We start from the raw sequence: 23633 nt of genomic DNA, 5'->3' as shown, positions 1-23633 counted from the left end.
CACCCCGCCCGACGGCAGCACGCCCCACGGCACCCCGGCAACATCGCACCCCGCCTCACGGCAGCCCAACTGCCGTCGCTCACCGCGGCTCGACCGCACCCGGTCGGGCCGGGCACCAGCCCCACCGCACACCGGACCCACCGCACCCGCCCCGTCGGCCGCACCGCCGGTTCGACCGCACCCCAGCCCCACGCCACCCCGGTCCCCCGCCACCCCTGCCCCACCTCACCCCAGCCCAGCCCCACCGCACCGCGGTCGCCCGTAGGCCCGCACTCCGCCGGCTTGCGGACATCGCACCGCCACTCCGAACGGGAAAGCGTTCCTCAGCACCCCTCCCCGAGCTCGCCCCTTATCCGTCACACCGCCGGGCGCGGTCACGACGAGGAAGGACGACGTGCGCCGTGTCCCTGTTGCCCCTCGACGACCCCGCGGCCCCGCCGCCGTCGACGCCCCCGGCCGCGGCCCGGGCCTCGGACGAGCGCCGCCGCCCGTCGGCCTCCGCCGCCACCCGCCGCGCCCTCGCCCTGCTGCCCCTGCTGTTCCTCGGGGTGTGGGCGGCGCTCGACTGGCACACCGTCCGCGACGGCGTCGCCCGGCTGACCACCGCCGATCCCTGGTGGCTGCTGGCCGGGCTGCTGTTCACCTATCTGGGGGTGGTCGCCGCGGCCTGCGTCCGGCAGGGCGCGATCACGGACCGGCTGCCGCCGGGCGCGCTGCTCGCCTCGCAGATCGCCGCCGGCGCCGCCAACCACGTGCTGCCCGCGAGCGTCGGCGCCCATGCGGTGACGCTGCGGTTTCTGCGGCGCGAGGGTGTCCCGCTGAACCGGGCCACGGCGTCGATCGCCCTGTACTCCCTGGTCAGGGCAGTGGCGAAAGTCCCCCTGTTGCTGGTCTTCGTGTTCGCGGCCCCCACCGCCGTGCCGCCCGTTGCGGAACTGTTTCCGCAAGGGCGGGCGCTGTTTCTGACCGCCGCTTGCCTGCTGCTGGCCCCGGTGGCGGTCGCGGCGCTGTTCGCCGTGGCCCGGCCGCTGCGCCGTCCCGCCCTGGACTTCGTCCGGACGGCCCTCACCGACGCGCGGCGCCTGCACACCCGGCCCGCCCGCCTTCTGCCCCTGTGGGGCGGAGCGGCCGCGGCTCCCCTGCTCCAGGCGTGTGTGGTGGCCTGCGTGGGAACCGCGCTGGGCCTGCCGCTGTCCTGGTCGCAGCTGCTCTTCGCGTTCCTCGCGGCGAGCACCGCGGCCGGTGTGGTGCCCGCGCCGGGCGGAATCGGTCCGATCGACGCGGCGCTGGTTCTCGCCCTGGCCGGATACGGCACCCCGCTGCCCGCCGCCACGGCGACCGTCATCGGCTACCGGGTGCTCACGGTCTGGGCGCCCCTGCCGCCGGGGATGCTGGTGCTGTCGGCGATGGTGCAGCGCGGACGGCTGTGAGCCTCGTCGGCCTCCACCGTGCGCCGGGCTGCCGTCGACACGCCGCCGCAGGGCGCCAGGGGGCGAAACGGCGCCGAAGGGCCGAAGCGGCGCCGAACCCCTCGTACACCGCACTCGGCGCCCGGCCCCCGGCCGTCCCGCATCCGGCGCGCCGACACGACCCGTGTCACGGCACCACCCGTGTCACGCCTGCCGCGTCTGTCACGCCTGCCGCGCCCGCTCCCGGCGACGGCGGTGTCAGTCCTGCGGCTTCAGCTGCAGGGAGATGCTGTTGATGCAGTACCGCTGATCGGTCGGGGTCTGGTAGCCCTCGCCCGCGAACACGTGGCCGAGGTGGGATCCGCACCGGGCGCACCGCACCTCGGTGCGCAGCATCCCGTGCGAGCGGTCCTCGATCAGCTCCACGGCGTCGGTGTCCTTCGGGTCGAAGAACGACGGCCAGCCGCAGTGGGAGTCGAACTTGGTGTCGGAGGTGAACAGTTCGGCGCCGCAGGCCCGGCAGGAGTAGACGCCCCGGGTCTTGGTGTCGGTGTACTCGCCGGTGAACGCGGGCTCGGTCGCGGCCTGGCGCAGGACGGCGTACTCGGCCGGCGTCAGCTCCGCCCGCCACTGCTCGTCCGGCTTTTCGACGTCGTACGACATGAGCCTCAGCCCCTCACTGGGAAAGACGGTCCAGAATGCGCGGGCCCAGGTCCGTCACGTCACCCGCGCCCATGGTGAGAACGAGATCACCGGCCTTCGCCATTCCCGAGATCACGGCGGGCGCCGCGTCCTTGTCGTGGACGGCCCTCACGTCGGCGCCCGCGGCCCGCGCTGCGTCGATGATCAGCTCGCTGGTGACGCCCGGGATCGGGTCCTCGCGGGCCGGGTAGACGTCCAGGACGACGGAGGCGTCCGCCAGGGCCAGCGCCTGCCCCATCTCCGTGCCCAGTTCCTGCGTGCGGGAGAACAGGTGCGGCTGGAAGAGGACGAGGATGCGGGCGTCGCCGACCGCCGCGCGCATCGCTTCCAGGTCGGCCGTCATCTCGGTCGGGTGGTGGGCGTAGGAGTCGACGACCTGCACGCCCGCCGCCTCGCCCTTGAGCTGCAGCCGGCGCTTGACGCCCGTGTAGGCCGCGAGGGCGGTGGCGAGCTCGGCTGCCGGAACTCCCAGCGCGACGCCCGCCGCCAGCGCGGCGACGGCGTTGTGGGCGTAGTGCCGGCCGGGAACGGAGACGGTGAAGGTGAGCTGCCGCCCGTCGAGCACAACGGTCACCTCGCTCTTCAGCCCCTGCGGGACGACGGACAGGACACGCACGTCGGCGTCCTCGGCCTCGCCGTAGGTCACCGTGCGCACGCCCTCGACGCGCCGGGTCAGCTCCCGGGCGCCCTCGTGGTCGGCGTTGATCACCAGGGTGCCGCCGGGCACGATCCGTCCGGCGAACGTCTCGAAGGACGCGTAGATCTCGTCCATCGACGCGTAGTTGGCGTGGTGGTCGAGCTCGACGTTGAGGACGATGGCGACCTCGGGCGCGTACTTGTGGAAGCTGCGGTCGGATTCGTCCGCCTCGGCCACGAAGATCTCGCCCTCGCCGTGCAGCGCGTTGGAGCCGGGGGCGTCCAGGTCGCCGCCGATGGCGTAGGAGGGGTCCAGCCCGAGCTCGGACAGCGACACCGCCAGCATGGACGTGGTGGTCGTCTTGCCGTGGGTGCCGGCGACGGCGATCGGACGCAGTCCGTCCATCAGCCGGGCGAGCGCGTCCGAACGGTGGACGACCGGGATGCCGAGCTCGGCCGCCCGGGCGAGCTCCGGGTTGTCGGCGCGGATCGCCGACGACACGACGACGCAGCTCGCGTCGTCGGCCAGGTGGCCGGCGGCGTGCCCGATGTGCACGGTCGCCCCGAGCGCCCGCAGTGCCTCCGCGGTCTCCGACTCCTTGGCGTCGCTGCCGGCGACCTTCGCCCCGCGCTGCGCGAGGATCTTGGCGATGCCCGACATCCCGGCCCCGCCGATGCCGATGAAGTGCGGTCGGTCCATGGCGGTAGGAAGGCCGGGTGCCATGTGCGTGTCTCCAGGGTGCGCTGCGACGGTGAACGCGCCCCAGCCTAGGGGGTCGGACCGGCCGCACCGCCCCAGGGGCGCGGAGAACCCCGCGCCCGCCCCTCCCACGGCCCGCGGGCCCGCGGGCCCGCGGCCAGGACCGTCACCGCGCCGCCCGCACCCGCGGCCCGCCGCACCCGCCGCATCCGGCGCATCCGGCGCTGCCGCAGTGCCCATGGCGCCGCCGCCGCTCCTGACGCCGTGGACCCTCACGGCACGGACGGCGCACACCTCGCCGACCGCGTCCCCGAGGGCGGCCGTGACCGTGTCCGCTACGCCTTGCTGTGCGAGAACAGCTTCAGCACGGGGACGCCCACCTTGTGCCGGGCCCGGGAGGCCCAGTCCCGGTGGAAGAACTCCTCCACGTAGTGCGGATCCGTCAGCACGATGACCTCGTCCGCTCGCACCTCCGCCACCAGGGACTTCAGCGCGTCGAGCGGATGGTCCTCCACCAGGCGTCCCACCGCCGGGCTGCCGGAGGCCTGCAGCGCCTGGAGCGACACCTCCAGCGCGCGCACGCCGAAGCCCTTCGCCTCCTCCCCCTCCGGTGTCTCGCGCTCCCGGGCGGCCTCGTCCAGCTCGCCGAGGGCGACGTCGTCGATGGCCCTCAGCAGACGGTCCGCCTGGTCGCCGCGCGGCTGGAGCAGTACGTGGAAGGAGACCCGCTCGTCCCCGTGCAAGGTGGTGACGAACTCCACGTCGGCGGACGTCAGGGCTTTCTCGATCATCAAAACGCTTGTGAACACCGGCGCCCCATTCTCTGCGAGGACCCCCGTGGCCCTCTGTCCTCCGTGGGCCGATGGCGGCCCCTGCGGAAACCATCCTTCCCCGTGATCGCACGGGTACCGCGAGATTCAGTGTGCCCGCCGGAGGCCAAACGGAACGGATGGCTCCACCCATTCGGGCCGTCGGCGGCGATCGAACCCGTTCGCGTCGCTCACGGCCGCCGGTACCTGCCGAACAGGAAACCGTCCTCCTCCAGCAGGGACGCCAGGGCGAACCGCTGCGGAACGGCGACCGACGGCCCGCCCGCGATCCGCTGGGCGTCTCCGGCGGTGAGCATCGGGGCGACGGTCAGGCACAGCTCGTCCAGCACCCCGGCGGCCACGAACTGCCCGAGCAGCCTCGGCCCGCCCTCCGTCAGCAGCCGGGTGTGGCCCAGCGCGGCGAGGGCCTGCACGGCCCGGGCCGGGTCCACGCCCGTGCCGTCGCCGGCGGTCACCACCCGCACCCCCGCCTTCCGAGCGGCCGCCACCCGGTCGGGCGCGGCCGCCGTTCCGGTCAGGACCAGCGTCGGGACCAGCGGCGACGAGAAGAGCGGGAGGGAGAAGTCGAGATCGAGGCCGGCGGTGACCACCGCGACCGCGGGGGCGGGCGCCTGCCCGGCCGCCGCCCGCCGCGCCGCGAACTCCGCACGCGCGCGTGCCGGGCGGTACCCCTCGAGCCGGACCGTCTCCGCGCCCACGACCACCACGTCCGCGAGGCCGCGCAGCGTGCCGAAGATCCGCATGTCGGCGGCGGTGGAGATGGGCTGGGAACGCCCGTCGTGCTGGGCCGCGCCGTCGAGGGTGGACACCATGTTGGCCCGCAGCCAGGGCCTCGGCTCGCCGGGAGGGGCCTGCGGGTAGGCGTAGGCCTCGGCGAGCTCGTCGAGGCTCCACTCACGGTCCTCGGCGCCCGCACCCCCCTCGCCGCGGGCGCCGAGCGGGCCGCCGCCGGAGCCGGTCGTCGCTGTCTGGTCGGTCACAGGGAACAGCCGTCGCATGCCAGGCAGTCTGGCACGCCCCGTAGCATGGGGAACCGTGTCGTCCTCCTCCGCCGCCCCCGGCCTCAGCCCGACCACCGACGCGTCGCCGGTCTCCCTCTGCGCCCGGCAGCCGCACGTTCCCGCGGACCGGCTGGTCGCCGAGATGGTGCCGCCGCCCCGGTTCGACGCGGTCCGCTTCGGCACCTACCTCCCGGACCCGAACCAGCCGAGCCAGACGCAGGCGGTCGGCGTCCTCGAGAGCTTCGCGGCCGGGCTCGGCGGGGCGCACGCCACAGGCGCCGCCCGCCGGGGGTTCCTCGGCTTCGGCCGGTCGAAGGCGCCCCGCACGCCCGCCGGGCCGCGCGGCGTCTACCTCGACGGCGGCTACGGCGTCGGCAAGACCCACCTCCTGGCGTCCCTGTGGCACGCGACCCCGGCCGAGCCCTCCCTGAAGGCGTTCGGCACGTTCGTCGAGCTGACCAACCTCGTCGGCGCCCTGGGCTTCCAGCAGACGGTGCGCACGCTCTCCGGGCACCGGCTGCTGTGCATCGACGAGTTCGAGCTGGACGACCCGGGCGACACCGTTCTCGTCTCCACGCTGCTCGGCAAGTTGGTCGAGGCCGGTGTGGCGCTCGCCGCGACCTCCAACACGCTGCCCGGCAAGCTGGGCGAGGGCCGGTTCGCGGCGGCCGACTTCCTGCGCGAGATCCAGGGCCTGTCGGCGCAGTTCCGCGCCTTGCGCATCGACGGCGAGGACTACCGCCACCGCGGTCTGCCGGAGGCTCCGGCGCCGTACTCCGACGAGCAGGTGGCGAAGGCCGCGTACGCCACGGAGGGCGCCTCGCTCGACGACTTCCCGCACCTGCTGGCGCATCTCGCGAAGGTCCACCCGAGCCGTTACGGGGCGCTGACGGACGGCCTGAAGGCGGTCTGCCTCACGGACGTGCAGCCGGTGCCCGACCAGTCCACGGCACTGCGGCTGGTCGTTCTCGCCGACCGGCTCTACGACCGCGAGGTCCCGGTGCTGGCCTCGGGCGCCCCCTTCGACCGGCTCTTCAGCGAGGAGATGCTGAACGGCGGGTACCGCAAGAAGTACTTCCGCGCGATATCCCGACTGACCGCGCTGGCCCGCGACGCCAAGTCGCTCGTCAAGCCCGACTAGACGATCTCGGCCGTCCGGGTCAAGAGCCGGTTCGCGCCACGCCTCCCGCTCTTTTCAGGCGCACTTCATCTGGAAACGTCGAGTTAACCCTGCAAACAACTTTGCAGGGTTACCTTGTTTCTTGACCAGTCATTGACCAATCGTTGGTCCGGACTAGATGTGCTCGATGGCCGGAGGGAGGCGCATGTTCCGAGGTACGTCGGCTCGCGCCGCCGTCTCGCTCCTCACCGCCGTCCTGCTCGCCCTGGCGTTCTTCGCGCCGACGCCTTCCTTCGCAACCGCGCACACGGCGCGCCACGCCGAGGCCAAGGCCGAGCCTGGAATCACCCTGTCCGCCAAGACGACGCGTCACGACAAGGTCACCGCACGCGACTGCGAGCTTCCCGGCGGCCCCGCCGACCCCCGCCGCACCCGCGACCGCCACCGCGTCACCGCCTGCGCCGCCTCGGCCCCCCACGAGCCCGAGCGGGCGTCGTCGGCGCAGGACCCCGCGGCCGCGCACCGGCAGGCCCGGCCCGGCGATCCCCGGCACCGGACGTCGAGATCATCGACGTCCCACTCCCCCGCGGCACTCCAGGTCTTCCGCTGCTGAGCGGGCAGAACAGAGCAACAGTCCCCCACCTGTCCTGTGTCCTGCACGTCCGACGCGCCCCCACGGCGCGCCAGGAGGAGTCACCACGTCATGCAGCCCCTCATCGACAACGCCCGTACCTTCGGACAGCGCCCTGAGGAGTTCGCCCGGCTTGCCGAAGGCCAGTCTCCGCAGGTTCTCTTCATCACCTGCTCCGATTCGCGGGTCGTTCCCGCGCTGATCACGGGCGCCCGGCCCGGCGAGCTCTTCGAGCTGCGCACCGCGGGCAACATCGTGCCCCCCTACGGCTCCGACCGCCCCACCGGCGAGGCCGCCACCATCGAGTACGCCGTGGAGGTGCTCGGCGTCCAGGACGTCGTGGTCTGCGGCCACTCGCACTGCGGCGCCGTCGGCGCGCTGGTGCGCGGAGACGACCTCGACGGCGTGCCCGCCGTGCGCGACTGGCTCGCGCACGCGGCCGACGAGCCCGGCGCCGCCGATCCCGACGACCCGACGGTCATGCGCGCGGTCCAGCACCACGTGCTCGCCCAGGTGCTGAGGCTGCGCTCGTACCCGTGCGTGGAGAAGCGGCTGGCCGACGGCCGGCTGCGGGTGCGCGGCTGGTACTACGAGGTGCACACCGGCGCCGTACGCGAACACCGCGTCGACACCGACCGCTTCGAAGCCCTGTGAGCGCCGCCGTGACGAACCAGAAGCCCACCGGGCGAATATCGCGCTTCCCGCACCTGAAGCAGGACTTCGCCGCCTCACTCGTCGTCTTCCTGGTCGCGCTGCCGCTGTGCGTCGGCGTCGCCGTGGCCTCCGGCGTGCCGGCCGAGCTCGGGCTCGTCACCGGCATCGTCGGCGGCCTGGTCACCGGACTCATGCGGGGCAGCAGCCTGCAGGTGTCCGGTCCCGCCGCCGGACTCACCGTGCTGGTCTTCGAGGCGGTGCGGGAGTTCGGCCTGCCCGCCCTCGGGGTGATCGTCCTGACCACGGGCGTCCTGCAGCTCGCCATGGGCGCGCTGCGACTGGGCCGCTACTTCCGCGCCATCTCGGTCTCCGTCGTCGAGGGCATGCTGGCCGGGATCGGCCTGGTGCTGATCGCCGGTCAGCTGTACTCGGCGGTCGGCGCCAAGGCGCCGGAGTCCGGTCCGCAGAAGATCGCCGGGCTGCCCGAGGCGGTCGCGGACGCGTTCGGCAGCGCCGCCGGGTCCGCCTCGCTCGCACTCGGCGCGGGCACCGTCGCGGTGCTGGTGTTGTGGAAGCGGTTGCCGGCGATGATCCGCACGGTGCCAGGACCGCTCGCCGCGGTCGGCCTGGCCACGATCGCCGCCCTGCTGCTCGACCTGCCCGTGGCCACCGTCGAGGTGCGGGGCCTGCTCGAGTCCGTCCAGCCTCCGCCGCTCGGCGCCTTCGGCGACCTGGCGAGCGTCGGTCTGCTCGGCACGATCGTCGCGTTCACCCTGATCGCGTCCGCCGAGTCCCTGTTCAGCGCGGCGGCGGTGGACCGGCTGCACGACGGCCCGCGCACCGCGTACGACAAGGAGCTCATGGCGCAGGGCGCCGGCAACGCCGTCTGCGGCGTGCTCGGCGCGCTGCCGATGACCGCGGTGATCGTGCGCAGCGCGGCCAACGTGCAGGCCGGTGCGCGGACCAAGGCGTCCCGTGTGCTGCACGGCGTGTGGCTGCTGCTGTTCGCGGCCCTGCTGCCGGATCTGCTGGCGTACATCCCGATCCCGGCGCTGGCCGGCATCCTCCTCCACGCGGGCGCCAAGCTCGTGCCGGCGCGGTCGCTCGTGGCGCTGTGGCGCGAGCATCCGGGCGAGGCGCTCGTCCTGGTCGTCACGGCCGTGTCGATCGTCGCGGTCAGCATGTTCGAGGGCGTCCTCGTCGGTCTCGCGCTGGCGGTCGTCAAGACGGCCTGGGAGGCCTCGCACATCCGGCTCGAGGTCGTCGACAAGGGGGCGGGCCCGGTGCAGGCGTACCTGTCGGGCAACGCGACCTTCCTGCGCCTGCCGAAGATCCTCGACAGCCTGGAGGCCCTCCCGCAGGACCGGCCGGTCGAGCTGGACCTCTCGGGCCTGCACCACCTCGACCACGCCTGCCGGACGGCCCTGGAGAACTGGGCGCAACGCCACAGCGCCCACGGCACGGAGCCGGTGAAGGTCACCGAGCCGGTGAAGACGCCGCAGACCGAGGAGGCGGCGACCGAGCCGGCCCGCGCCGGCTGACGCCCTACGTACCCGCCGTCCGGTCCGGGGCCCGGCCCGCCGTCCGGTCCGGGGTCCGGGGGCGTGGCCCCGGACCGGACGGCGGGCATATCGTTGCAGGAGTAGGCAGTACGGCTCAATCGGGACCTCTGGTCGAGGAGGTCGACATGCTCGAGGAGCTGCTGGGTGCGGCCGCGGCACTCGCCGCGGGAGGCCTCGTGTACCTCGGCGCCGCCGCACGGGTCGTCAAGCAGTACGAGCGCGGGGTGGTCCTGCGACTCGGCCGTCTGCACGGCGACGTCCGCCGGCCCGGTTTCACCGTGGTCATCCCGATGGTGGACCGGCTGCGCAAGGTGAACATGCAGATCGTGACGATGCCCATTCCGGCCCAGGAGGGCATCACCCGCGACAACGTGACCGTGCGGGTCGACGCGGTCGTGTACTTCCGCGTGGTGGACGCGCCGGCCGCGATCATCAACGTCGAGGACTACCGGTTCGCCGTCTCCCAGATGGCGCAGACGTCGCTGCGCTCGATCATCGGCAAGAGCGAGCTGGACGACCTGCTGTCCAACCGCGAGAAGCTCAACGAGGGCCTGGAGCTGATGATCGACAGTCCGGCCATCGGCTGGGGTGTGCAGATCGACCGGGTCGAAATCAAGGACGTGTCGCTGCCGGACGCCATGAAGCGTTCGATGGCCCGTCAGGCGGAGGCCGACCGCGAACGCCGGGCGCGGATCATCAACGCCGACGCGGAACTCCAGGCGTCGAAGAAGCTCGCCGAGGCGGCCGCGCAGATGTCCGAGCAACCCGCGGCACTCCAACTTCGGCTGCTGCAGACGGTGGTGGCGGTCGCCGCGGAGAAGAACTCCACGCTCGTGCTGCCGTTTCCCGTGGAGCTGCTGCGGTTCCTGGAGAAAGCCCAGCAGCAACCGCCCTCACAACAGCTCGAGCAACGGCAACCGCCTTCACAACAGGCTGAGCAGCGGAAACCGATTCCACAACATTCCGATCAGCAACCGTTTACACAACAGCGTCAGCAGCAAGCATTTACGCAACCGTCGCAGCGGCAACCGCTTCCGCAACAGAATCAGCAACCGCCGTCCGCTTCGCCTCCCCCCTCCCCTCCGGAGGCCGCCGACGAGTGACACCTGCGCCGCGCGTGGTTCCCGGGGCGCACCTCGGGTGATAGACACAGCGGGATCACAGTCCTGTCCGCCAGCAGGAAGGTTGTCCCATGTCCGCGACACGACGTCAGATCCTCGCCGGCACCGGTGCGCTGGGGGTGGGCGCGAGCATCGCGTTCACCGGCGCCCTCTCCGACCTCTTCGCGGGCACCGCGGCCGCGCAGAACCTCGGCCACGAGGGGTACGGCCCCCTCGTCCCCGACCCGCACGGCCTCCTCGACCTCCCCAAGGGCTTCCGCTACCGGGTCCTGTCCCGCGAGGGCGAACCGCTGCGCTCCGGTGAGGGCCCGGTGCCCTCGAACCACGACGGCATGACGGCGCTCCCCGGGCCGGGCGGCCGCGTGCACCTGGTCCGCAACCACGAGAACCGTCCCACCGCCGCTCATCCCGTCCCCACGGTCAAGGGCCTGACCTACGACCCGGCCGGCAAGGGCGGCTGTACGGCCCTGACGCTGGACTCGCGGGGCAGGGTGCTCTCCGAGCGGGTCGCGATCGCGGGCACGGCCGTCAACTGCGCGGGGGGACCCACCCCGTGGCATACCTGGCTGACCTGCGAGGAGACCGAGGACAAAGCCGGCACAAACGGTTACACCAAGGATCACGGCTTCATCTTCGAGGTCCACCCGTCCGACCCGCGCCGCACCGGAGCCGTGCCGCTGACCGCGATGGGCCGCTTCCAACACGAGGCGATCGCCGTCGACCCGCAGCGTGGAATCGTTTACGAGACGGAAGACGCGTTTCTCAAGCCGTTCGGCCTTTTCTATCGTTTTCTGCCGGAGAAGCCGTTGGGCGGCGTGGGCTCGCTGCGGGCGGGCGGCCGACTGCAGGCGATGCGGGTGCCGGGGGTGCCGGACCTGTCCTCCATCCAGGAGACGGGCCGTGTCTTCGAGGGCATCGAATGGGTCGACGTGCCGGACCCCCTCGCCGCCGAAACCCCGATCCGGCTGCAGGACTTCGGCCCGAAGGGCATCACCCACGCCCAGAAGCTGGAGGGGTGTTACTGGGGCGGGCGGTGCGTGTACTTCGTGTCGTCGTTCGCGCGCGGGGAGGACGGCTCGGCGGCCGACCACTTCGGGCAGATCTGGCGCTACGACCCGCAGCGCCGCCGTCTCACCCTCGTCATCGTCTTCGGCCCGGACACGGACGTGCAGCTGCCCGGCGAATCCCCGGACAACATCTGCCTCGCGCCCAGCGGCGGCCTGATGGTGTGCGAGGACGGCAACGGCGCGCAGCACGTCTTCGGCGTGACCAGGGGCGGCGAGGTCTACGCGATGGCGCGCGGACGCCAGAACATCGGCACGCCCGAGGCGCCCGAGTGGGGCGAGTTCGCCGGAGTCACCTTCTCCCCCGACGGCGACACGATGTACGTCAACTGCTACACCCCCGGGACGACGTTCGCGGTGACGGGTCCCTGGCGGCGCTGACCTCGCTCCCGTGAGTCGCCGGGGAGGGGCGGCGGCGCGGCCGGACGGAGCACACGGGCGCACGGGCGGGTGACGACGGCGAAGCTGCGGTCATATTGACGTATCGACCAGTGGGCGTTCCCGTAGGTTCATGCGATGATCCTTCCTGCGCGCCGTCGTCAGGCCGCCGCTCTCTGCGTCCTCACCGCCGCCCTCACCGCCCTCGCCGGCTGCGGCACGTCCGAGCGCCCGGTGGCGGAGCGTCCGGCCTCGCCCGCCTCCCCCACGGCATCCACGCCCGTCACGGCTCCCGCCTTGCCCCGGTCCTCCGACGCCGCCCACCCGGCTTCCACGCCCGCCGCTCCCACCACCCCTTCCCGGCCCCCGACCCTGGCCCCGGGCCCAGCCGGGCTGACCCCCGTCTTCCGCAACGCGCCCCGCGCCGCCGGCAAAACGGTCGCGCTCACCTTCGACGCCGACATGACCGCCGACCAGGGGGCCCGGGCGGCGGCCGGCGAGCACTTCGACAACCCCGCGCTGATCGCGGCGCTGCGCGAGCTCGAGGTGCCGTCCACCGTGTTCATGACCGGCCGTTGGGCCGAGGAGTACCCCGACCAGGCCCGCTCGATCGGCCGGGACCCCCGTTTCGAGATCGCCAACCACTCCTACAGCCACTACGCCTTCACCGGCGACTGCTACGGGCTGCCGACCGTCGCCGAGGACCGGATGAGAGCGGACGTCGAACGCGCTTACACAGCGTTCCGCAAGGCCGGAGTGCCGGACGCGATGCCCTACTTCCGTTTCCCCGGCGGTTGCTACGACAGCCGGGCGCTGCGTGCGGTGAGCGGCACCGGCGTGACCGCGGTGCAGTGGGACGTGGTGAGCGGGGACGCGTTCGCCACCGACGCGGGTGCCGTCGCCCGGCAGGTGCTGGACGGTGTGCGGCCCGGCTCGGTCGTCGTCATGCACTGCACCCGCAGCGCGGCCCCGACGACCGAGCGCGCGGTGCGGACGATCGTCCCGGAACTGCGCCGCAGGGGATACCGATTCGTAAAGGTTTCCGAGCTGATCGCGGCGGCGAGCGGACGACGGTGACCGCCGGGGCGGCGGAGCTGCGGGGCTGCCGGGCTGCGGGCAGGCACTCGAATGCGCCACAGCGCCGCCGCCTCTTCGCGCTCCACCCCGAGGGCCGGGCGTTCCCGTCCCGTCTCCCCGACGCGGGATCGGCTTCGGCCATGCCCGCCGACGACCCGACCCCTGGCTCCACATCGGCGGTCGGCAGGCCTTTCGTACGCTGGAGTCATGAGCGACGACAGCGAGCGTGACTACTGCCTGATCGACGCCACCCGCCCGCCCAGGGCGGAGGGACCGCCGTACGCGGAGTGCGTGCAGTGCCGCAAACCGACGGAATATCCGGAGTCGTACAGGGGCATCACGCTGTGCCCGGTGTGCGAATGGCAGGAGGCGCAGCGGACGGCGTGCTCGGGATGACGGCCCCCGGGCCCGCCGAGCACCCGCCGGCCGCGCCCCCGTGCGGTAGGCCGGCGGCGCCTCCGCGCGATAGGTCGCAGGCCGACCGGTAGGGCGCGGGCCGTGCGATGGAGTACGGGCCGTGCGGTGGGGTGCGGGCCGTGCGGTGGGCCTGCTCAGGGCGTCCGGCGGGACGTCAGCGCGCAGGCGGCGGCGACGGCCGCCGCGCTCAGCAGGGCTGCCGCCGCTGTCGGCCACAGCGGCAGGTGGACGGTGGCCGTCCGGGAGCCGCCGACCAGTCCGCTGACGGCCGCGTGCGCCGGGGACCCGCTCACCACCAGCGACAGCAGGGCCGCCAGCAGCAGCGAGGGGACCGCCCGGCCCGGCGAGCGCAGCACCGGCCAGGCGGTGAGCGCGCCCACGGCCGCGCCGAGCAGCGCGCAGGTCAGGACGGCGAGCAGGCCCGCGCCGGCCGCCTCGGGGACCGGGACGCGCCGCTGGTGATCGCTGCCGACGGGGTCGCTGACGAAGGTGACGAGCGCGGTCGCCGCCACGCCGAACGCGGCGGCCGCGGACAGCGCGACCAGCACACAGGCCAGATGGGCACGCGCCGGCCCGACCGCCGCTGCGACGACGGTGCGGGCGGCCGGCGGTTCGTTGGCGACGCAGATCCGCACCAGCCAGGCGGCCACGGGCAGCAGGAACGCTGCCGTGTAGCCGAGCGAGTCCAGCAGCGGCTGGCCGCCCTGCACCCCGACGCCGAGGAACACCGCGTACAGCAGGAACGGCGGCAGCCAGCGCTGCGAGCGGACGAGCAGGGCGCCGTGATAGCGCAGCAGGGCGGTCACGGGCGGCTCTCCTCTTGGAGGACGCTCACCACGTGCCAGGGCGGCTCGGCGGTGAGCAGGGCGCGGAGCAGGACGTCGGAGTGCGAGGCGGGGACGGTGAGCCGGTGACGGCGCTCGGCCGTCTGCTTCGCCGAGGTGGCCAGGCGGAGCGCCTCGGGCGGCAGGGCCGCGGCCGTCCCGTGCACCTCGACCGTCGTGTGCGGGCCGGTGGGTGCGGTGTCCTGGCCGTCGTCCGCGTCCACGCGCGCGTGCAGACCGCCGTCCCTGACGGTGAGCACGGCGTCGGTGGCGTCCGCGAACCGGCGGGGGTCGTGATCGACGAAGACGACCGCCGCGCCGGCGGCCGTCCGCTCGGCGACGGCCCGTTCGAGTTCGGTGCGGGCGTCGGCGTCCAGGCCGGTCCACGCCTCGTCCAGGATCAGCAGTTCGGGTTCGGCGAGGAGCGCCTGCGCCACGGCGACCTTCTGACTGGTGCCCTTCGACAGACGGTTCATGGGGGTGTCGGCGTGCGCGGCGGCGCCGAAGCGGTCCAGCCAGTGGTCCGCGGCGCGCTCGGCGGCCGGACGGGACAGACCGTGCACGGCGCCGAGGCGGGTGAGGTAGCCGGCGGCGGTGAACGGCAGGGCGGCAGGGAACCGTTCGGGGACGTAGGCGGTGCGGGGACGGCCCGTGATCCGGCCTTCGGTAGGGGCGTCGACGCGGGCGAGCAGGCGCAGCAGGGTGGACTTCCCGCTCCCGTTGGCGCCCGCGACACGGGTGAGCGTGGCGGGGGCCGGCCGCAGGGTCACGTGGCGCAGCACCCAGGGGCCGCGTAATCCGTAGCGGCGGCCCACGCCCTCGAGGTGGAGATCGCGTTCCATGGAGAGCATCCTCTCGTAGGTCAAGTAGCCTGCGCGGGTGAGTGAGAGTCCGTTCCAGACCGAGCCGAACCCCCGTGACCGAGCGCCGCAGTTCGTGCTGCCCCTCGTCGTGCGGATGGAGAAGTCCGCTCCCCCCGCGCGCGTGGACGCCCTGGAGACCGCCGCCCGCGCCGTGCTCGTGATGCTCGGCGACGAGCGGTCCGTCGGGGACGGCGAGTGGGCGCAGGTCATGCGGGACTGGCAGGACGCCCGGATCCGCAAGGTGGTGCGGCGGGCCCGGGGCGCGGAGTGGCGTCGGGCGGCGGAGCTGCCGGGCATCACCGTCACCGGGAAGTCCGCGGAGGTGCGGGTGTTCCCGCCCGTGCCGCTGGACGGCTGGCCGAAGGAGCTGGCGAAGCTGCAGGTCTCGGGAACCGAGCTCGACGACCCCGAGCCGCCCGGCGCCGTGGAGCCGGGGACGGTCGTGCTGTGGATGAGCCCCGAGGTGGACATGTCGGCGGGGAAGGCCATGGCACAGGCCGGACACGGCGCGCAGCTCGCCTGGTGGGAGCTGTCGGAGGCGGAGCGGACCGTGTGGCGCGAGGCGGGCTTCCCGCTCGCCGTGCGGACCGCGCCGCCGCAGCGCTGGCGAGAGCTGACGGCGAGCGGACTGCCGGTGGTGCGGGACGCGGGGTTCACCGAGATCGCGCCGGGCAGCAGCACGGTCGTCGCGGACCATCCGGCGCTACGCGCCCGCTGACCCCTCCCGGCCTTGGCGCCCCGCGCGGTGCCGGGATGTCTGCGGCGCGTCTGCGGCCCCTGTCGTGGCCCTGCCGGCGGCGTCCGCGGTCGCGAACCTCAAATGTTGCTCTGAAGCGGGGCGGGGTGCGGTTCGGGCGCGGACTGCTGGGTCATACCACCGTCACCGTGCAGGGGGACGAAGGAGGCGGTGACCATGATGCGACTGGGAACGGGGATCGGCTGGCGGCCGGAGATCGCGGAGGCCGTGGAGCGCATGCAGGGCATCGACTGGGTCGAGGCCGTCGCCGAGAACCTGTGCCCCGGCCACCTGCCCGACTCGCTGCTGCGGCTGCGCGAGCGCGGGGTCACGGTGATCCCGCACGGCGTCTCCCTCGGGCTCGGCGACGCCGAGCGCCCCGACGCGGGCCGGCTGACCGCGCTCGCCGAACGGGCCGAAGCCCTCGGCTCCCCGCTGGTCACCGAGCACATCGCGTTCGTCCGCGCGGGCGGCCCGCTGACGGCGTCCGTGCGGCTGGAGGCCGGGCATCTGCTGCCCGTGCCGCGTACCCGGGACGCGCTCGACGTGCTGTGTGAGAACGTGCGCATCGCGCAGTCGGCGCTGCCCGTCCCGCTGGCCGTCGAGAACATCGCCGCGCTCGTGTCGTGGCCCGGCGAGGAGATGACCGAAGGGCAGTTCCTCTACGAGCTGGCCGACCGCACCGGTGTGCGCCTGCTCATCGACGTGGCCAACCTGCACACCAACCACGTCAACCGGGGTGAGGACCCCGCCGAGGCGCTCGCCGATCTCCCGTTGGAGGCCTTGGCCTACGTCCATGTCGCGGGGGGTTTCGAGCGGGACGGCGTCTGGCACGACAGCCACGCCCACCCGGTGCCCCGCCCGGTCCTCGACCTCCTCACCGACCTCGCGTCCCGGGTGTCGCCGCCGGGAGTGCTGTTGGAGCGGGACGACAATTTTCCCGAGCCGGCCGAGCTGGAAAGGGAGCTGGGCGCGATCCGGACGGCCGTGGAGCTCGGCGCGGTCCTCCGCGGCGCGACCGCGTCGGCCGGGGCGGGCCTCACGCCGGCGGTCCCGACCGCGACTCCGGTCGCGCGGATCGCCGTCCCGGCTCGAACGGCTCGGACCGGAGCTGCCGAACCGATGAACGCGGCCGTGGCCGTGGCCGTTACAACGGAACCCGCCGCAGGAAGCGCGACTGCGACCTCTTACGCAACAGTTGTGGATGCCGTTGCGGACGCCGTTGCGGCTGGGGCAGCAAACGGTTACGCAGAAGTTGTGGCTGCGGTCGATACCGCAACCGGTCACACACAAGTTGCCGTCGCGGCCGGGGCCGCCCCCGGCACCGCTGCCGGCGAGGCGACCCGTCAGCGTCTCGGCCTCGCCCAGACGGCCCTGCTGTCCGCGCTGGTCGCCGGGACACCGGTTCCCGAAGGTTTCGACCGGGTGCGACTCGGCGTCCAGGCACGGGCGTTGGCAGCGAAGCGGGCTGACGTGGTGGCGAAGGTGGCGCCGGAGCTGCCGCTGATCCTGGGAAGCGGTTACCGAGCGGCTTTCGTCGCCTATGCCCAGGGGCATCCGATGCACGCCGGCTACCGGCAGGACGCCCTCGACTTCGCCGCGCGGCTCCTGGAGGAGGGCCGCCCGGCGGATGGGCGAGCCCGCCGTGAGCTGCGCCGCTGGTGGCTGGACCGTTCGGGTCCCGCCCCGCGCCGGAGGAGGCGACTCGGCCTCGGCCTCGGTCTCGGCCTCGGTCAGGCAGGACGACGCTGATCCGCCGCTGACACGGCGTCCGGGATCGCCGTTCGCCTGATCGCCGGAACTTCCCGGGCCGCCCGCACTGCCGCCGCCCGTCCGCCGCCGACGCCGCCGTCTGCCGGGCCGGTGCCACCATGGGGCCTGCCCGATGGGTCGTGTGAGCTGATCAACGCCGTGGCCCGGTGTTCGCTGGACGAAGGGTGCGCATGCCGCGCCATACAGCCGCAGCAGAGGCGGGGATGAAGGGGATCACGTTTCCTGCCTGGCACGGAAAGCACTACGTGACCCTGGCCGAGGTAGTGGTTCGCCTCGGTAGCTTCGGCCTGGACCTGACACGGCACATCCAATGCGCCGAGATCGTCGATCCTCGCTGTGTCGAGAGGGAGAGAAGGTCCGCTGACGCGTGGATGGACACGTTGACGCTGTTGTCGCTGACGACACCCTTCCTCCAGTTGATCGACGCCGAAGCACGGGGGTTCGCCGACGGCGAACTGGTGCTCGTCCTCACCGCATTCGACGGCTCCTCATGGGGCGTCAGGGCTGCCGACGAGCGGGTACTCAGCGACCTTCGCCGCCACTACCCGGGTGCCCGTGACCTCTGAACGGGGCGGAACACGCCTGACGGAGCCATCGGCGGATCGCCGCCACGGTGGCCGTGCCGTAGAAGACAGAAGCCCGCTTGTCGAAGCGTGTGGCGACGGCTCGAAAGTCCTCGAAAGATCACCCCGCCCCATGTCCCACGGAACGATTCACCAGCGGAACATCACTCGACCTGTCGGACACGAACGACCGCCGACGCCCCCGGCCTCCCGGCCTGTCGCCGCCGGCGTCGCCCTCGGGCGGAGGCTCGGAGTGTGCCGGGGTTAACACCGGCCTGCCGCTCGACGCACCCACAACCGTTTACCGCCCGTTTCCCCCACTTTCACCGCCCCTCCACACCCTCACTTTCGCCTGATATGCCCAAGGATCCAACTGTTCACCGGTGAGCGGAAATGCACACAACCGGCGCAGTAACATTCCAGAACATCCAGTTCCGCTACCGAAGCGCACTTGCGTGCAGTGCCGCGAGCAGGAGGCGCCATGCGACCGCGACCCCCGGTCCAGGGCAGAGGCATCTTCAGCGGTACCGGGCTCATCATCACGTGCCTGGCCGCCACTCTCGCAGCGCTGGTCTTCCCGATCTGGTCGTACGCCGACCGGGCGGACACGGGTGTGAACGTGCTCAACGCGCAGACCGTGTCGACGCAGTACGGGCCGCTGTCCGCGCTGGACCGCGAGTTCGTCACCAAGGTCCGCCTGGCGGGGCTGTGGGAGCTCCCCGCCGGCCGGCAGGCGGAGACGAAGGGCACCACCGAGGCGGTGCGCACGGCGGGCCGGCACCTTGTCGAGGGGCACACCTTCCTGGACGAGCGGGTCCGCGCCGTCGCCTCCCAGCTGGGCCTTCCGCTGCCGAACGTGCCCAACGACCAGCAGCAGGGCTGGCTCGGAGAGCTGACGGCGGCGCAGGGCCGCCAGTACGACTGGAAGTTCGCCAACATCCTGCGCCTCGCGCACGGCCGGGTGTTCTCCGTCGTCGCCCAGGTACGGGCGAGTACCCGCAACTCCCTGGTCCGGGCCCTCGCCGACGACGCCAACACCACCGTGCTGGACCACATCAGGGTGCTGGAGGCCACCGGGTACGTCGATTTCGACGCCCTCGCCCGGGACATGGCCGCCGACGTCACGCCGCCCCTCGACCGCTCACCCGCCCCGCCGGGCCCCACGACCGACCCCGGACCGGTCGTGCCGCTCACCGCGTCGCCCGACCCCACCTACCCGCTCCCGCCCGCCGCGGCCAGTCCACCGCCCGTCGGCTGAGCCCTCGCCGGCCCCCCGCACCCAGCGCCACGGGCCCGCCCACCACTCCCCGGGCCCGCACCCCCGCACCCCCGCACCCCCGGTCACGGAACATCACCCACGGCCTCCAGAACCTGGGGCGAGGGACGAGGTCCCAGCCGCGTCCACGGAGGCCCGCTCGGTGACGAGCCGCCCCCGGCACCCGGCTCCACACGCACGGCCGCCCGCCAGGTGGGGGCGCGCTGCACCAGCCGGGGGCGCACAAGGGGCATTGGCGGCGACACCCGTCACCGGTGCTTGCCTTCCCCCACAACCGCACCAAACATCCCTTCTGTCGCCGCCGTGCATCGAAGGGACCCCCGATGAGAGCCGCCGCCCTCCACTCGGCCGCAGGAGCCCTGCTGCTGACCGCCCTCTCCGCCGTCCCGGCAGGCGGCCTCCCGGCGAGCGGCGTCCCGGACGCGGCCGCCCCACGGTCCCCGGCGTCCGGGGTGGCGCTCGCCGCCGCACGGGCCGCGGCGAAGGGCGTGGTCTTCGGGGCCTGCGCCGAGGCGGAGGAGCTGCCTGCGGCCATGCAGTGCGGCACGGTCGCCGTACCGCTGGACTACGCCCGTCCGGACGGCAGTCAGATCAAACTGACCGTCAGCCGGGTGTCGGCCACCCACCGGGACCCGCACAACAGCAAACACCGGGTGCCCCGGCAGGGCGCCCTGGTCTTCAACCCGGGCGGTCCCGGCGGCTCGGGGCTGTACTTCCCGCTGATCGGGCTCCTCCCGGAGTGGAAGCGCATCGGAGCGGCCTACGACCTCGTCGGCTACGACCCGCGCGGAGTCGGACGTTCGGCGCCGCTGTCCTGCCAGGACCCCAAGCGCTTCTTCAAGGGCCCCTCCCCCGCGCCGACGCATCCCTCGGAGTCGTACAAGCGGGAGCGCATCGCGCAGGCCAAGGCGTACGCACAGGGCTGCGCGAAGCGGGCGGGCGGCGCCCTGCGGCACTACAACTCGCTCAACAACGCCCGCGACCTGGACGTGCTGCGGGCCGCGCTCGGCGAGGATCGGCTGACGTTCATGGGCGCGTCGTACGGCACGTACTTCGGGGCGGTGTACGCGACGCTGTTCCCGTCCCACGTGCGGCGCATGGTGTTCGACGCGGCCGTGAACCCGGACCCGGCGCAGATCTGGTACCGCAACAACCTCGACCAGTCGATGGCGTTCGAGAGCCGCTGGACGGACTTCCGCGAGTGGATCGCCGCCCACGACGACGTGTACGGCCTCGGCGACACCACGGAGGAGGTCCTCCTCAGCTACGAGCGGGCGCGGGCCCGGCTGGCCGCGGAGCCGGCCGGCGGCAAGGTCGGGCCGGGCCAGCTCCAGGGTGCGTTCCTGCAGGCCGGGTACTACGACGACTACTGGCCCGCGCGCGCGAAGGCGTTGTCGGAGTACCTGAAGGGCGATCCGAAGCAGCTGATCGCGCAGGCCGGTCCGGTGCAGGGGGCGGCGGCGGAGGCGGAGAACGCGAACGCCGTGTACACGGCCGTGGAGTGCAACGACGCGCCGTGGCCGACGGACTGGAAGGTGTGGGACCGCGACAACACGCGCCTCGCGCGGGTCGCGCCGTTCGAGACCTGGGACAACGTGTGGGCGAATCTGCCCTGCGCGTACTGGCCGGCGCCCCGGCAGCGGCCGCTCGACGTGCGGACGGGGCCGGGCGAGCTGCCGCCGACGCTGATCCTGGCCGCCGAGCGCGACGCCGCCGCGCCCTATGACGGGGCGCTGGAGATGCACCGCCGCCTGTCGGGGTCGGTGCTGGTGACGGAGCGGGACGCCGGCACCCACGGCATCGCGGGCGGTCCCAACCGCTGCGTCAACGGGCATCTCGAGGCGTATCTGCTGGAGGGGAGGCTCCCGGCCCGGCGCTCCGCCTGCGCGGCGCATCCGGAGCCGAAACCGATCGCGTCGCGCTGAGACGCCGTCGCAGCGACGCAGGGGCCGCGTGGAGCTGTCGCTCCCACGCGGCCCTTCCGCATGCGGGCAGGTGCCGCGCCGCGCTCCTCGAGGGCGTCAGGCCAGCCCGGCGACCAGGTCCGCCACGGACTTGCGGCGGCCCGTGTAGAACGGGACCTCCTCGCGGACGTGCATACGGGCCTCCGAGGCACGCAGGTGACGCATGAGGTCGACGATGCGGTGCAGCTCGTCGGCCTCGAAGGCCAGGATCCACTCGTAGTCGCCGAGCGAGAACGAGGCGACCGTGTTGGCGCGGACGTCGGGGTAGCCGCGGGCCATCTTGCCGTGGTCGGCGAGCATGCGGCGGCGGTCCTCGTCGGGCAGGAGGTACCAGTCGTAGGAGCGCACGAAGGGGTAGACGCTCACGTAGTCGCGGGCCGTCTCGTCGGCGAGGAACGCCGGGATGTGCGAGCGGTTGAACTCGGCGGGGCGGTGCAGCGCCATGTTCGACCAGACCGGCTCGAGGGCGCGGCCCAGCTTCGTGCGGCGGAAGAGGTTGTACGCCTCCTGCAGCTGGTCGGCGGTCTCGGCGTGCCACCAGATCATGAGGTCGGCGTCGGCGCGCAGCCCGGACAGGTCGTACGTGCCGCGGATGGTCACGTCCTTGGCGGCGAGCTGGTCGAACAGCTCCTGCACCTCGTCGGCGAGGCCGGTGCGGTCCTCGGGCAGCGCGTCCTTCAGCCTGAAGACGGACCACAGGGTGTAACGGATGACCTCGTTGAGGTCCTTGGCCAGCTTGCCCTTGTTCGGGATCCTGCCGGGCTCGGTGGTGGAGGCGTCGTCACTCATGGTTCTCATTCTCCCGCTCCGCCGTGCAGGCTCTGCACCGGGTCGGCCGCGAGGCGTCGTGCGGCGCTCAGGTCGCCGCCGACCTGGTCGGCCGCGGCGTACGCGCTCGCGATGCAGGCCGGGATGCCCACGCCGTCGTACTGCGCGCCGCACACGGCGAGGCCGGGGAGTTTCGCGACGTGCTCACGGATGCGGGCCACGCGCGCGTGGTGGCCGACCGGGTACTGGGGCAGGCCGTCCGTCCAGCGGGTGACACGGGTCTCGACGGGTGCGGCGGCCAGGCCCGTGGCCTCGCGCAGGTCGTGGCGGGAGACGGCGACCAGGTCGGCGTCGTCGCGTCCCAGGATGTCCGTCTCGCCGTGGCGCCCCACCGAGGTGCGCAGCACGAGGGTGCCCGGGTCCTCGTCGGCGATCCAGCCCCATTTCCGGGAGGCGAACGTGGACGCCTTGATGGTGTGCCCGTCGACGGGCGGGACGAGGAAGCCGCTGCCTTCGGGCAGGGTGGTCCCGGCGCGCCGGTAGGCCAGGGTGATCAGCGCCATGGAGGCGTACTCCACCGTGCGCAGTTCGGCCGCGGCTCCGGGGGCCTCGGCGGCCAGCAGCCGGGCGGCGGCCGGAGCGGGGACGGCGACGATCACGGCGTCGGCGTGCAGCACCCGCTCCCCGGCGGTGACGCGCCAGCCGCCTGCGGCGTCGCGGTGCAGGCCGCTCACCGGCACGCGCGTGTGGATCCTTCCGCCGCGGGCCTCGACGGACGCGGCGACCGCGAGCGGGAGGGAGCCCACGCCGCCCTCGATCCCCATGAAGACCGGCCCGCTCTGCTGGTTCGCGGCGGCCGTGGCCTGGATGCCGCGGACGGCCTCCGTCAGGGAGGGGTGCTCGCGCGCCGCCCGGAAGAGCTGGGGGACGGCGGACCGCATCGAGATCCGGTAGGCGTCCCCGGCGTACACCCCGCCCAGCAGCGGTTCGACGAGGCGGTCGACCACCTCGCGGCCCATCCGGGCGGCCACGTACTCGCCGACCGCCACGTCCTCCCCGAGCGGGGTGCGGGGCAGGTCGGCGTCGCGCTCGATCCGGGCGACGCCCTCCTCGGACAGGACGCCGGACAGGGCGCCGCCCGTGCCGGGGACGCCCATGACGTGGCCCTTGGGCATGGGGCGCAGGGCGCCGCGGGTCCAGATCGAGGCGGTGGCGGTGGCCGGCGGCTGCAGGCGGTCGGCGAGGCCCGCCTCGCGCGCGAGGGCGACCGCCTCGGGGCGGCGCGCCAGCATCGACTCGGCGCCGAGGTCCACGCGCACGCCCGCGATCTCGCCGGGCAGCAGCTTGCCGCCGACCCGGTCGGACGCCTCCAGCACGGTGACCCTGGCCCCGCGCCCGAGCAGCCGGTGGGCCGCGGCCAGTCCGGCGATTCCGGCTCCCACGACGACGACGTGCTGCCCGGTGCCCGTACCCGTTGCGCTCATGACCCCACTCTCTCAGACCCCACCGACACCGCCGCCGGGCCCCGGTGTCCTCCTCGCGTCCCGACCGTGACCTGTTCGGA

22 protein-coding genes are annotated in these 23633 nt (G+C 73.4%); 14 read left to right on the top strand and 8 right to left on the bottom strand.

Features of this window, described 5'->3' with window-relative positions:
* Positions 1-401 precede the first annotated feature (401 nt).
* The gene (locus tag ACH4ZA_RS04360; RefSeq protein ID WP_398427940.1) at positions 402-1430 is read left to right on the top strand and encodes a YbhN family protein; all 1029 of its coding nucleotides are present in this window, start codon (positions 402-404) and stop codon (positions 1428-1430) included.
* A gap of 237 nt (positions 1431-1667) precedes the next feature.
* Here the strand turns inward: ACH4ZA_RS04360 and msrB are convergent, their stop codons facing one another.
* The 4 genes from msrB to ACH4ZA_RS04340 all read right to left on the bottom strand — a co-directional run bounded on the left by msrB (position 1668) and on the right by ACH4ZA_RS04340 (position 5275).
* A complete protein-coding gene (gene msrB / locus ACH4ZA_RS04355) occupies positions 1668-2072 on the bottom strand; it encodes a peptide-methionine (R)-S-oxide reductase MsrB (protein ID WP_319278136.1) in 405 nt (134 codons plus the stop codon).
* A 13-nt stretch (positions 2073-2085) separates the two neighbouring features.
* The gene (gene murC / locus ACH4ZA_RS04350; protein WP_398427938.1) at positions 2086-3471 is read right to left on the bottom strand and encodes a UDP-N-acetylmuramate--L-alanine ligase; all 1386 of its coding nucleotides are present in this window, start codon (positions 3469-3471) and stop codon (positions 2086-2088) included.
* Between the two features lie 311 nt (positions 3472-3782).
* Positions 3783-4256 carry an indole-3-glycerol phosphate synthase gene (locus tag ACH4ZA_RS04345; protein ID WP_319278140.1) on the bottom strand — a complete coding sequence of 158 codons (474 nt, stop codon included), beginning with the start codon at positions 4254-4256 and terminating at the stop codon, positions 3783-3785.
* A gap of 191 nt (positions 4257-4447) precedes the next feature.
* Positions 4448-5275, bottom strand: coding sequence for a pyrimidine reductase family protein (locus ACH4ZA_RS04340; protein ID WP_319278142.1), 828 nt, complete (start codon positions 5273-5275; stop codon positions 4448-4450).
* A 37-nt stretch (positions 5276-5312) separates the two neighbouring features.
* Here ACH4ZA_RS04340 and zapE point away from each other — a divergent pair, with 37 nt between their 5' ends.
* The 8 genes from zapE to ACH4ZA_RS04300 all read left to right on the top strand — a co-directional run bounded on the left by zapE (position 5313) and on the right by ACH4ZA_RS04300 (position 13281).
* Positions 5313-6419, top strand: coding sequence for a cell division protein ZapE (gene zapE, locus ACH4ZA_RS04335; protein ID WP_319278144.1), 1107 nt, complete (start codon positions 5313-5315; stop codon positions 6417-6419).
* Between the two features lie 184 nt (positions 6420-6603).
* Positions 6604-7011 carry a hypothetical protein gene (locus ACH4ZA_RS04330; RefSeq protein ID WP_398427937.1) on the top strand — a complete coding sequence of 136 codons (408 nt, stop codon included), beginning with the start codon at positions 6604-6606 and terminating at the stop codon, positions 7009-7011.
* Positions 7012-7101: 90 nt separating this feature from the next.
* Positions 7102-7683 carry a carbonic anhydrase gene (locus ACH4ZA_RS04325; RefSeq protein ID WP_398427936.1) on the top strand — a complete coding sequence of 194 codons (582 nt, stop codon included), beginning with the start codon at positions 7102-7104 and terminating at the stop codon, positions 7681-7683.
* 8 nt (positions 7684-7691) lie between these two features.
* Positions 7692-9224: a SulP family inorganic anion transporter gene (locus ACH4ZA_RS04320; RefSeq protein WP_398427934.1), complete on the top strand. Its 1533-nt coding sequence runs from the start codon at positions 7692-7694 to the stop codon at positions 9222-9224.
* Between the two features lie 146 nt (positions 9225-9370).
* Positions 9371-10348 (top strand): slipin family protein, encoded by a 978-nt coding sequence (locus ACH4ZA_RS04315; RefSeq protein WP_398427932.1) that lies wholly within the window; start codon positions 9371-9373, stop codon positions 10346-10348.
* An 89-nt stretch (positions 10349-10437) separates the two neighbouring features.
* Complete coding sequence (locus tag ACH4ZA_RS04310) at positions 10438-11811, top strand: PhoX family protein (protein WP_319278155.1); 1374 nt, start codon at positions 10438-10440, stop codon at positions 11809-11811.
* 135 nt (positions 11812-11946) lie between these two features.
* Positions 11947-12885, top strand: coding sequence for a polysaccharide deacetylase family protein (locus tag ACH4ZA_RS04305; RefSeq protein ID WP_319278157.1), 939 nt, complete (start codon positions 11947-11949; stop codon positions 12883-12885).
* A gap of 207 nt (positions 12886-13092) precedes the next feature.
* Positions 13093-13281 carry a hypothetical protein gene (locus ACH4ZA_RS04300; protein WP_057575758.1) on the top strand — a complete coding sequence of 63 codons (189 nt, stop codon included), beginning with the start codon at positions 13093-13095 and terminating at the stop codon, positions 13279-13281.
* Positions 13282-13436: 155 nt separating this feature from the next.
* Here ACH4ZA_RS04300 and ACH4ZA_RS04295 read toward each other — a convergent pair whose 3' ends face one another.
* Both ACH4ZA_RS04295 and ACH4ZA_RS04290 read right to left on the bottom strand, forming a co-directional pair.
* Positions 13437-14108: an ABC transporter gene (locus tag ACH4ZA_RS04295; RefSeq protein WP_398427930.1), complete on the bottom strand. Its 672-nt coding sequence runs from the start codon at positions 14106-14108 to the stop codon at positions 13437-13439.
* Positions 14105-14968, bottom strand: a complete 864-nt coding sequence (locus ACH4ZA_RS04290) for an ATP-binding cassette domain-containing protein (RefSeq protein ID WP_398427928.1) — start codon at positions 14966-14968, stop codon at positions 14105-14107. Before ACH4ZA_RS04290 ends, ACH4ZA_RS04295 begins: the two co-directional genes overlap by 4 nt.
* Before the next feature lie 37 nt (positions 14969-15005).
* On the opposite strand from ACH4ZA_RS04290, the gene ACH4ZA_RS04285 reads away from it, so the two are divergent.
* From ACH4ZA_RS04285 to ACH4ZA_RS04265, 5 genes are all read left to right on the top strand, one after another.
* The gene (locus ACH4ZA_RS04285; RefSeq protein ID WP_398427926.1) at positions 15006-15707 is read left to right on the top strand and encodes a peptidyl-tRNA hydrolase; all 702 of its coding nucleotides are present in this window, start codon (positions 15006-15008) and stop codon (positions 15705-15707) included.
* 195 nt (positions 15708-15902) lie between these two features.
* Entirely contained in the window at positions 15903-17477 is a 1575-nt protein-coding gene (locus ACH4ZA_RS04280) for a DUF692 domain-containing protein (RefSeq protein WP_398427925.1), read from the top strand.
* Between the two features lie 266 nt (positions 17478-17743).
* Entirely contained in the window at positions 17744-18064 is a 321-nt protein-coding gene (locus ACH4ZA_RS04275; RefSeq protein ID WP_398427924.1) for a hypothetical protein, read from the top strand.
* A gap of 478 nt (positions 18065-18542) precedes the next feature.
* Positions 18543-19319 carry a DUF4142 domain-containing protein gene (locus ACH4ZA_RS04270; protein WP_398427922.1) on the top strand — a complete coding sequence of 259 codons (777 nt, stop codon included), beginning with the start codon at positions 18543-18545 and terminating at the stop codon, positions 19317-19319.
* Positions 19320-19660: 341 nt separating this feature from the next.
* The gene (locus tag ACH4ZA_RS04265; protein ID WP_398427920.1) at positions 19661-21262 is read left to right on the top strand and encodes an alpha/beta hydrolase; all 1602 of its coding nucleotides are present in this window, start codon (positions 19661-19663) and stop codon (positions 21260-21262) included.
* Positions 21263-21358: 96 nt separating this feature from the next.
* On the opposite strand, the gene hemQ is transcribed toward ACH4ZA_RS04265, so the two are convergent.
* Positions 21359-22090 (bottom strand): hydrogen peroxide-dependent heme synthase, encoded by a 732-nt coding sequence (gene hemQ / locus ACH4ZA_RS04260; RefSeq protein ID WP_319278172.1) that lies wholly within the window; start codon positions 22088-22090, stop codon positions 21359-21361.
* Between the two features lie 5 nt (positions 22091-22095).
* On the bottom strand, positions 22096-23553 hold the full coding sequence (gene hemG, locus ACH4ZA_RS04255; RefSeq protein ID WP_398427919.1) for a protoporphyrinogen oxidase: 1458 nt from the start codon (positions 23551-23553) through the stop codon (positions 22096-22098).
* Between the last annotated feature and the right edge of the window lie 80 nt (positions 23554-23633).

The organism is Streptomyces sp. NPDC020597, from assembly GCF_044335095.1.
GTDB lineage: Bacteria > Actinomycetota > Actinomycetes > Streptomycetales > Streptomycetaceae > Streptomyces.
Note: the sequence above shows the minus strand (reverse complement) of the source record. Positions and strands in the feature narration are given on the sequence as shown.

Bases quoted from the DNA above. Each gene is read 5' to 3' on its own strand.
- msrB (WP_319278136.1), bottom strand. From the start codon at position 2,072: ATGTCGTACGACGTCGAAAAGCCGGACGAGCAGTGGCGGGCGGAGCTG.
- murC (WP_398427938.1), bottom strand. From the start codon at position 3,471: ATGGCACCCGGCCTTCCTACCGCCATGGACCGACCGCACTTCATCGGC.
- ACH4ZA_RS04340 (WP_319278142.1), bottom strand. From the start codon at position 5,275: ATGCGACGGCTGTTCCCTGTGACCGACCAGACAGCGACGACCGGCTCC.
- ACH4ZA_RS04330 (WP_398427937.1), top strand. From the start codon at position 6,604: ATGTTCCGAGGTACGTCGGCTCGCGCCGCCGTCTCGCTCCTCACCGCC.
- ACH4ZA_RS04325 (WP_398427936.1), top strand. From the start codon at position 7,102: ATGCAGCCCCTCATCGACAACGCCCGTACCTTCGGACAGCGCCCTGAG.
- ACH4ZA_RS04315 (WP_398427932.1), top strand. From the start codon at position 9,371: ATGCTCGAGGAGCTGCTGGGTGCGGCCGCGGCACTCGCCGCGGGAGGC.
- ACH4ZA_RS04310 (WP_319278155.1), top strand. From the start codon at position 10,438: ATGTCCGCGACACGACGTCAGATCCTCGCCGGCACCGGTGCGCTGGGG.
- ACH4ZA_RS04305 (WP_319278157.1), top strand. From the start codon at position 11,947: ATGATCCTTCCTGCGCGCCGTCGTCAGGCCGCCGCTCTCTGCGTCCTC.
- ACH4ZA_RS04300 (WP_057575758.1), top strand. From the start codon at position 13,093: ATGAGCGACGACAGCGAGCGTGACTACTGCCTGATCGACGCCACCCGC.
- ACH4ZA_RS04290 (WP_398427928.1), bottom strand. From the start codon at position 14,968: ATGGAACGCGATCTCCACCTCGAGGGCGTGGGCCGCCGCTACGGATTA.
- ACH4ZA_RS04280 (WP_398427925.1), top strand. From the start codon at position 15,903: ATGATGCGACTGGGAACGGGGATCGGCTGGCGGCCGGAGATCGCGGAG.
- ACH4ZA_RS04270 (WP_398427922.1), top strand. From the start codon at position 18,543: ATGCGACCGCGACCCCCGGTCCAGGGCAGAGGCATCTTCAGCGGTACC.
- ACH4ZA_RS04265 (WP_398427920.1), top strand. From the start codon at position 19,661: ATGAGAGCCGCCGCCCTCCACTCGGCCGCAGGAGCCCTGCTGCTGACC.
- hemQ (WP_319278172.1), bottom strand. From the start codon at position 22,090: ATGAGTGACGACGCCTCCACCACCGAGCCCGGCAGGATCCCGAACAAG.
- hemG (WP_398427919.1), bottom strand. From the start codon at position 23,553: ATGAGCGCAACGGGTACGGGCACCGGGCAGCACGTCGTCGTCGTGGGA.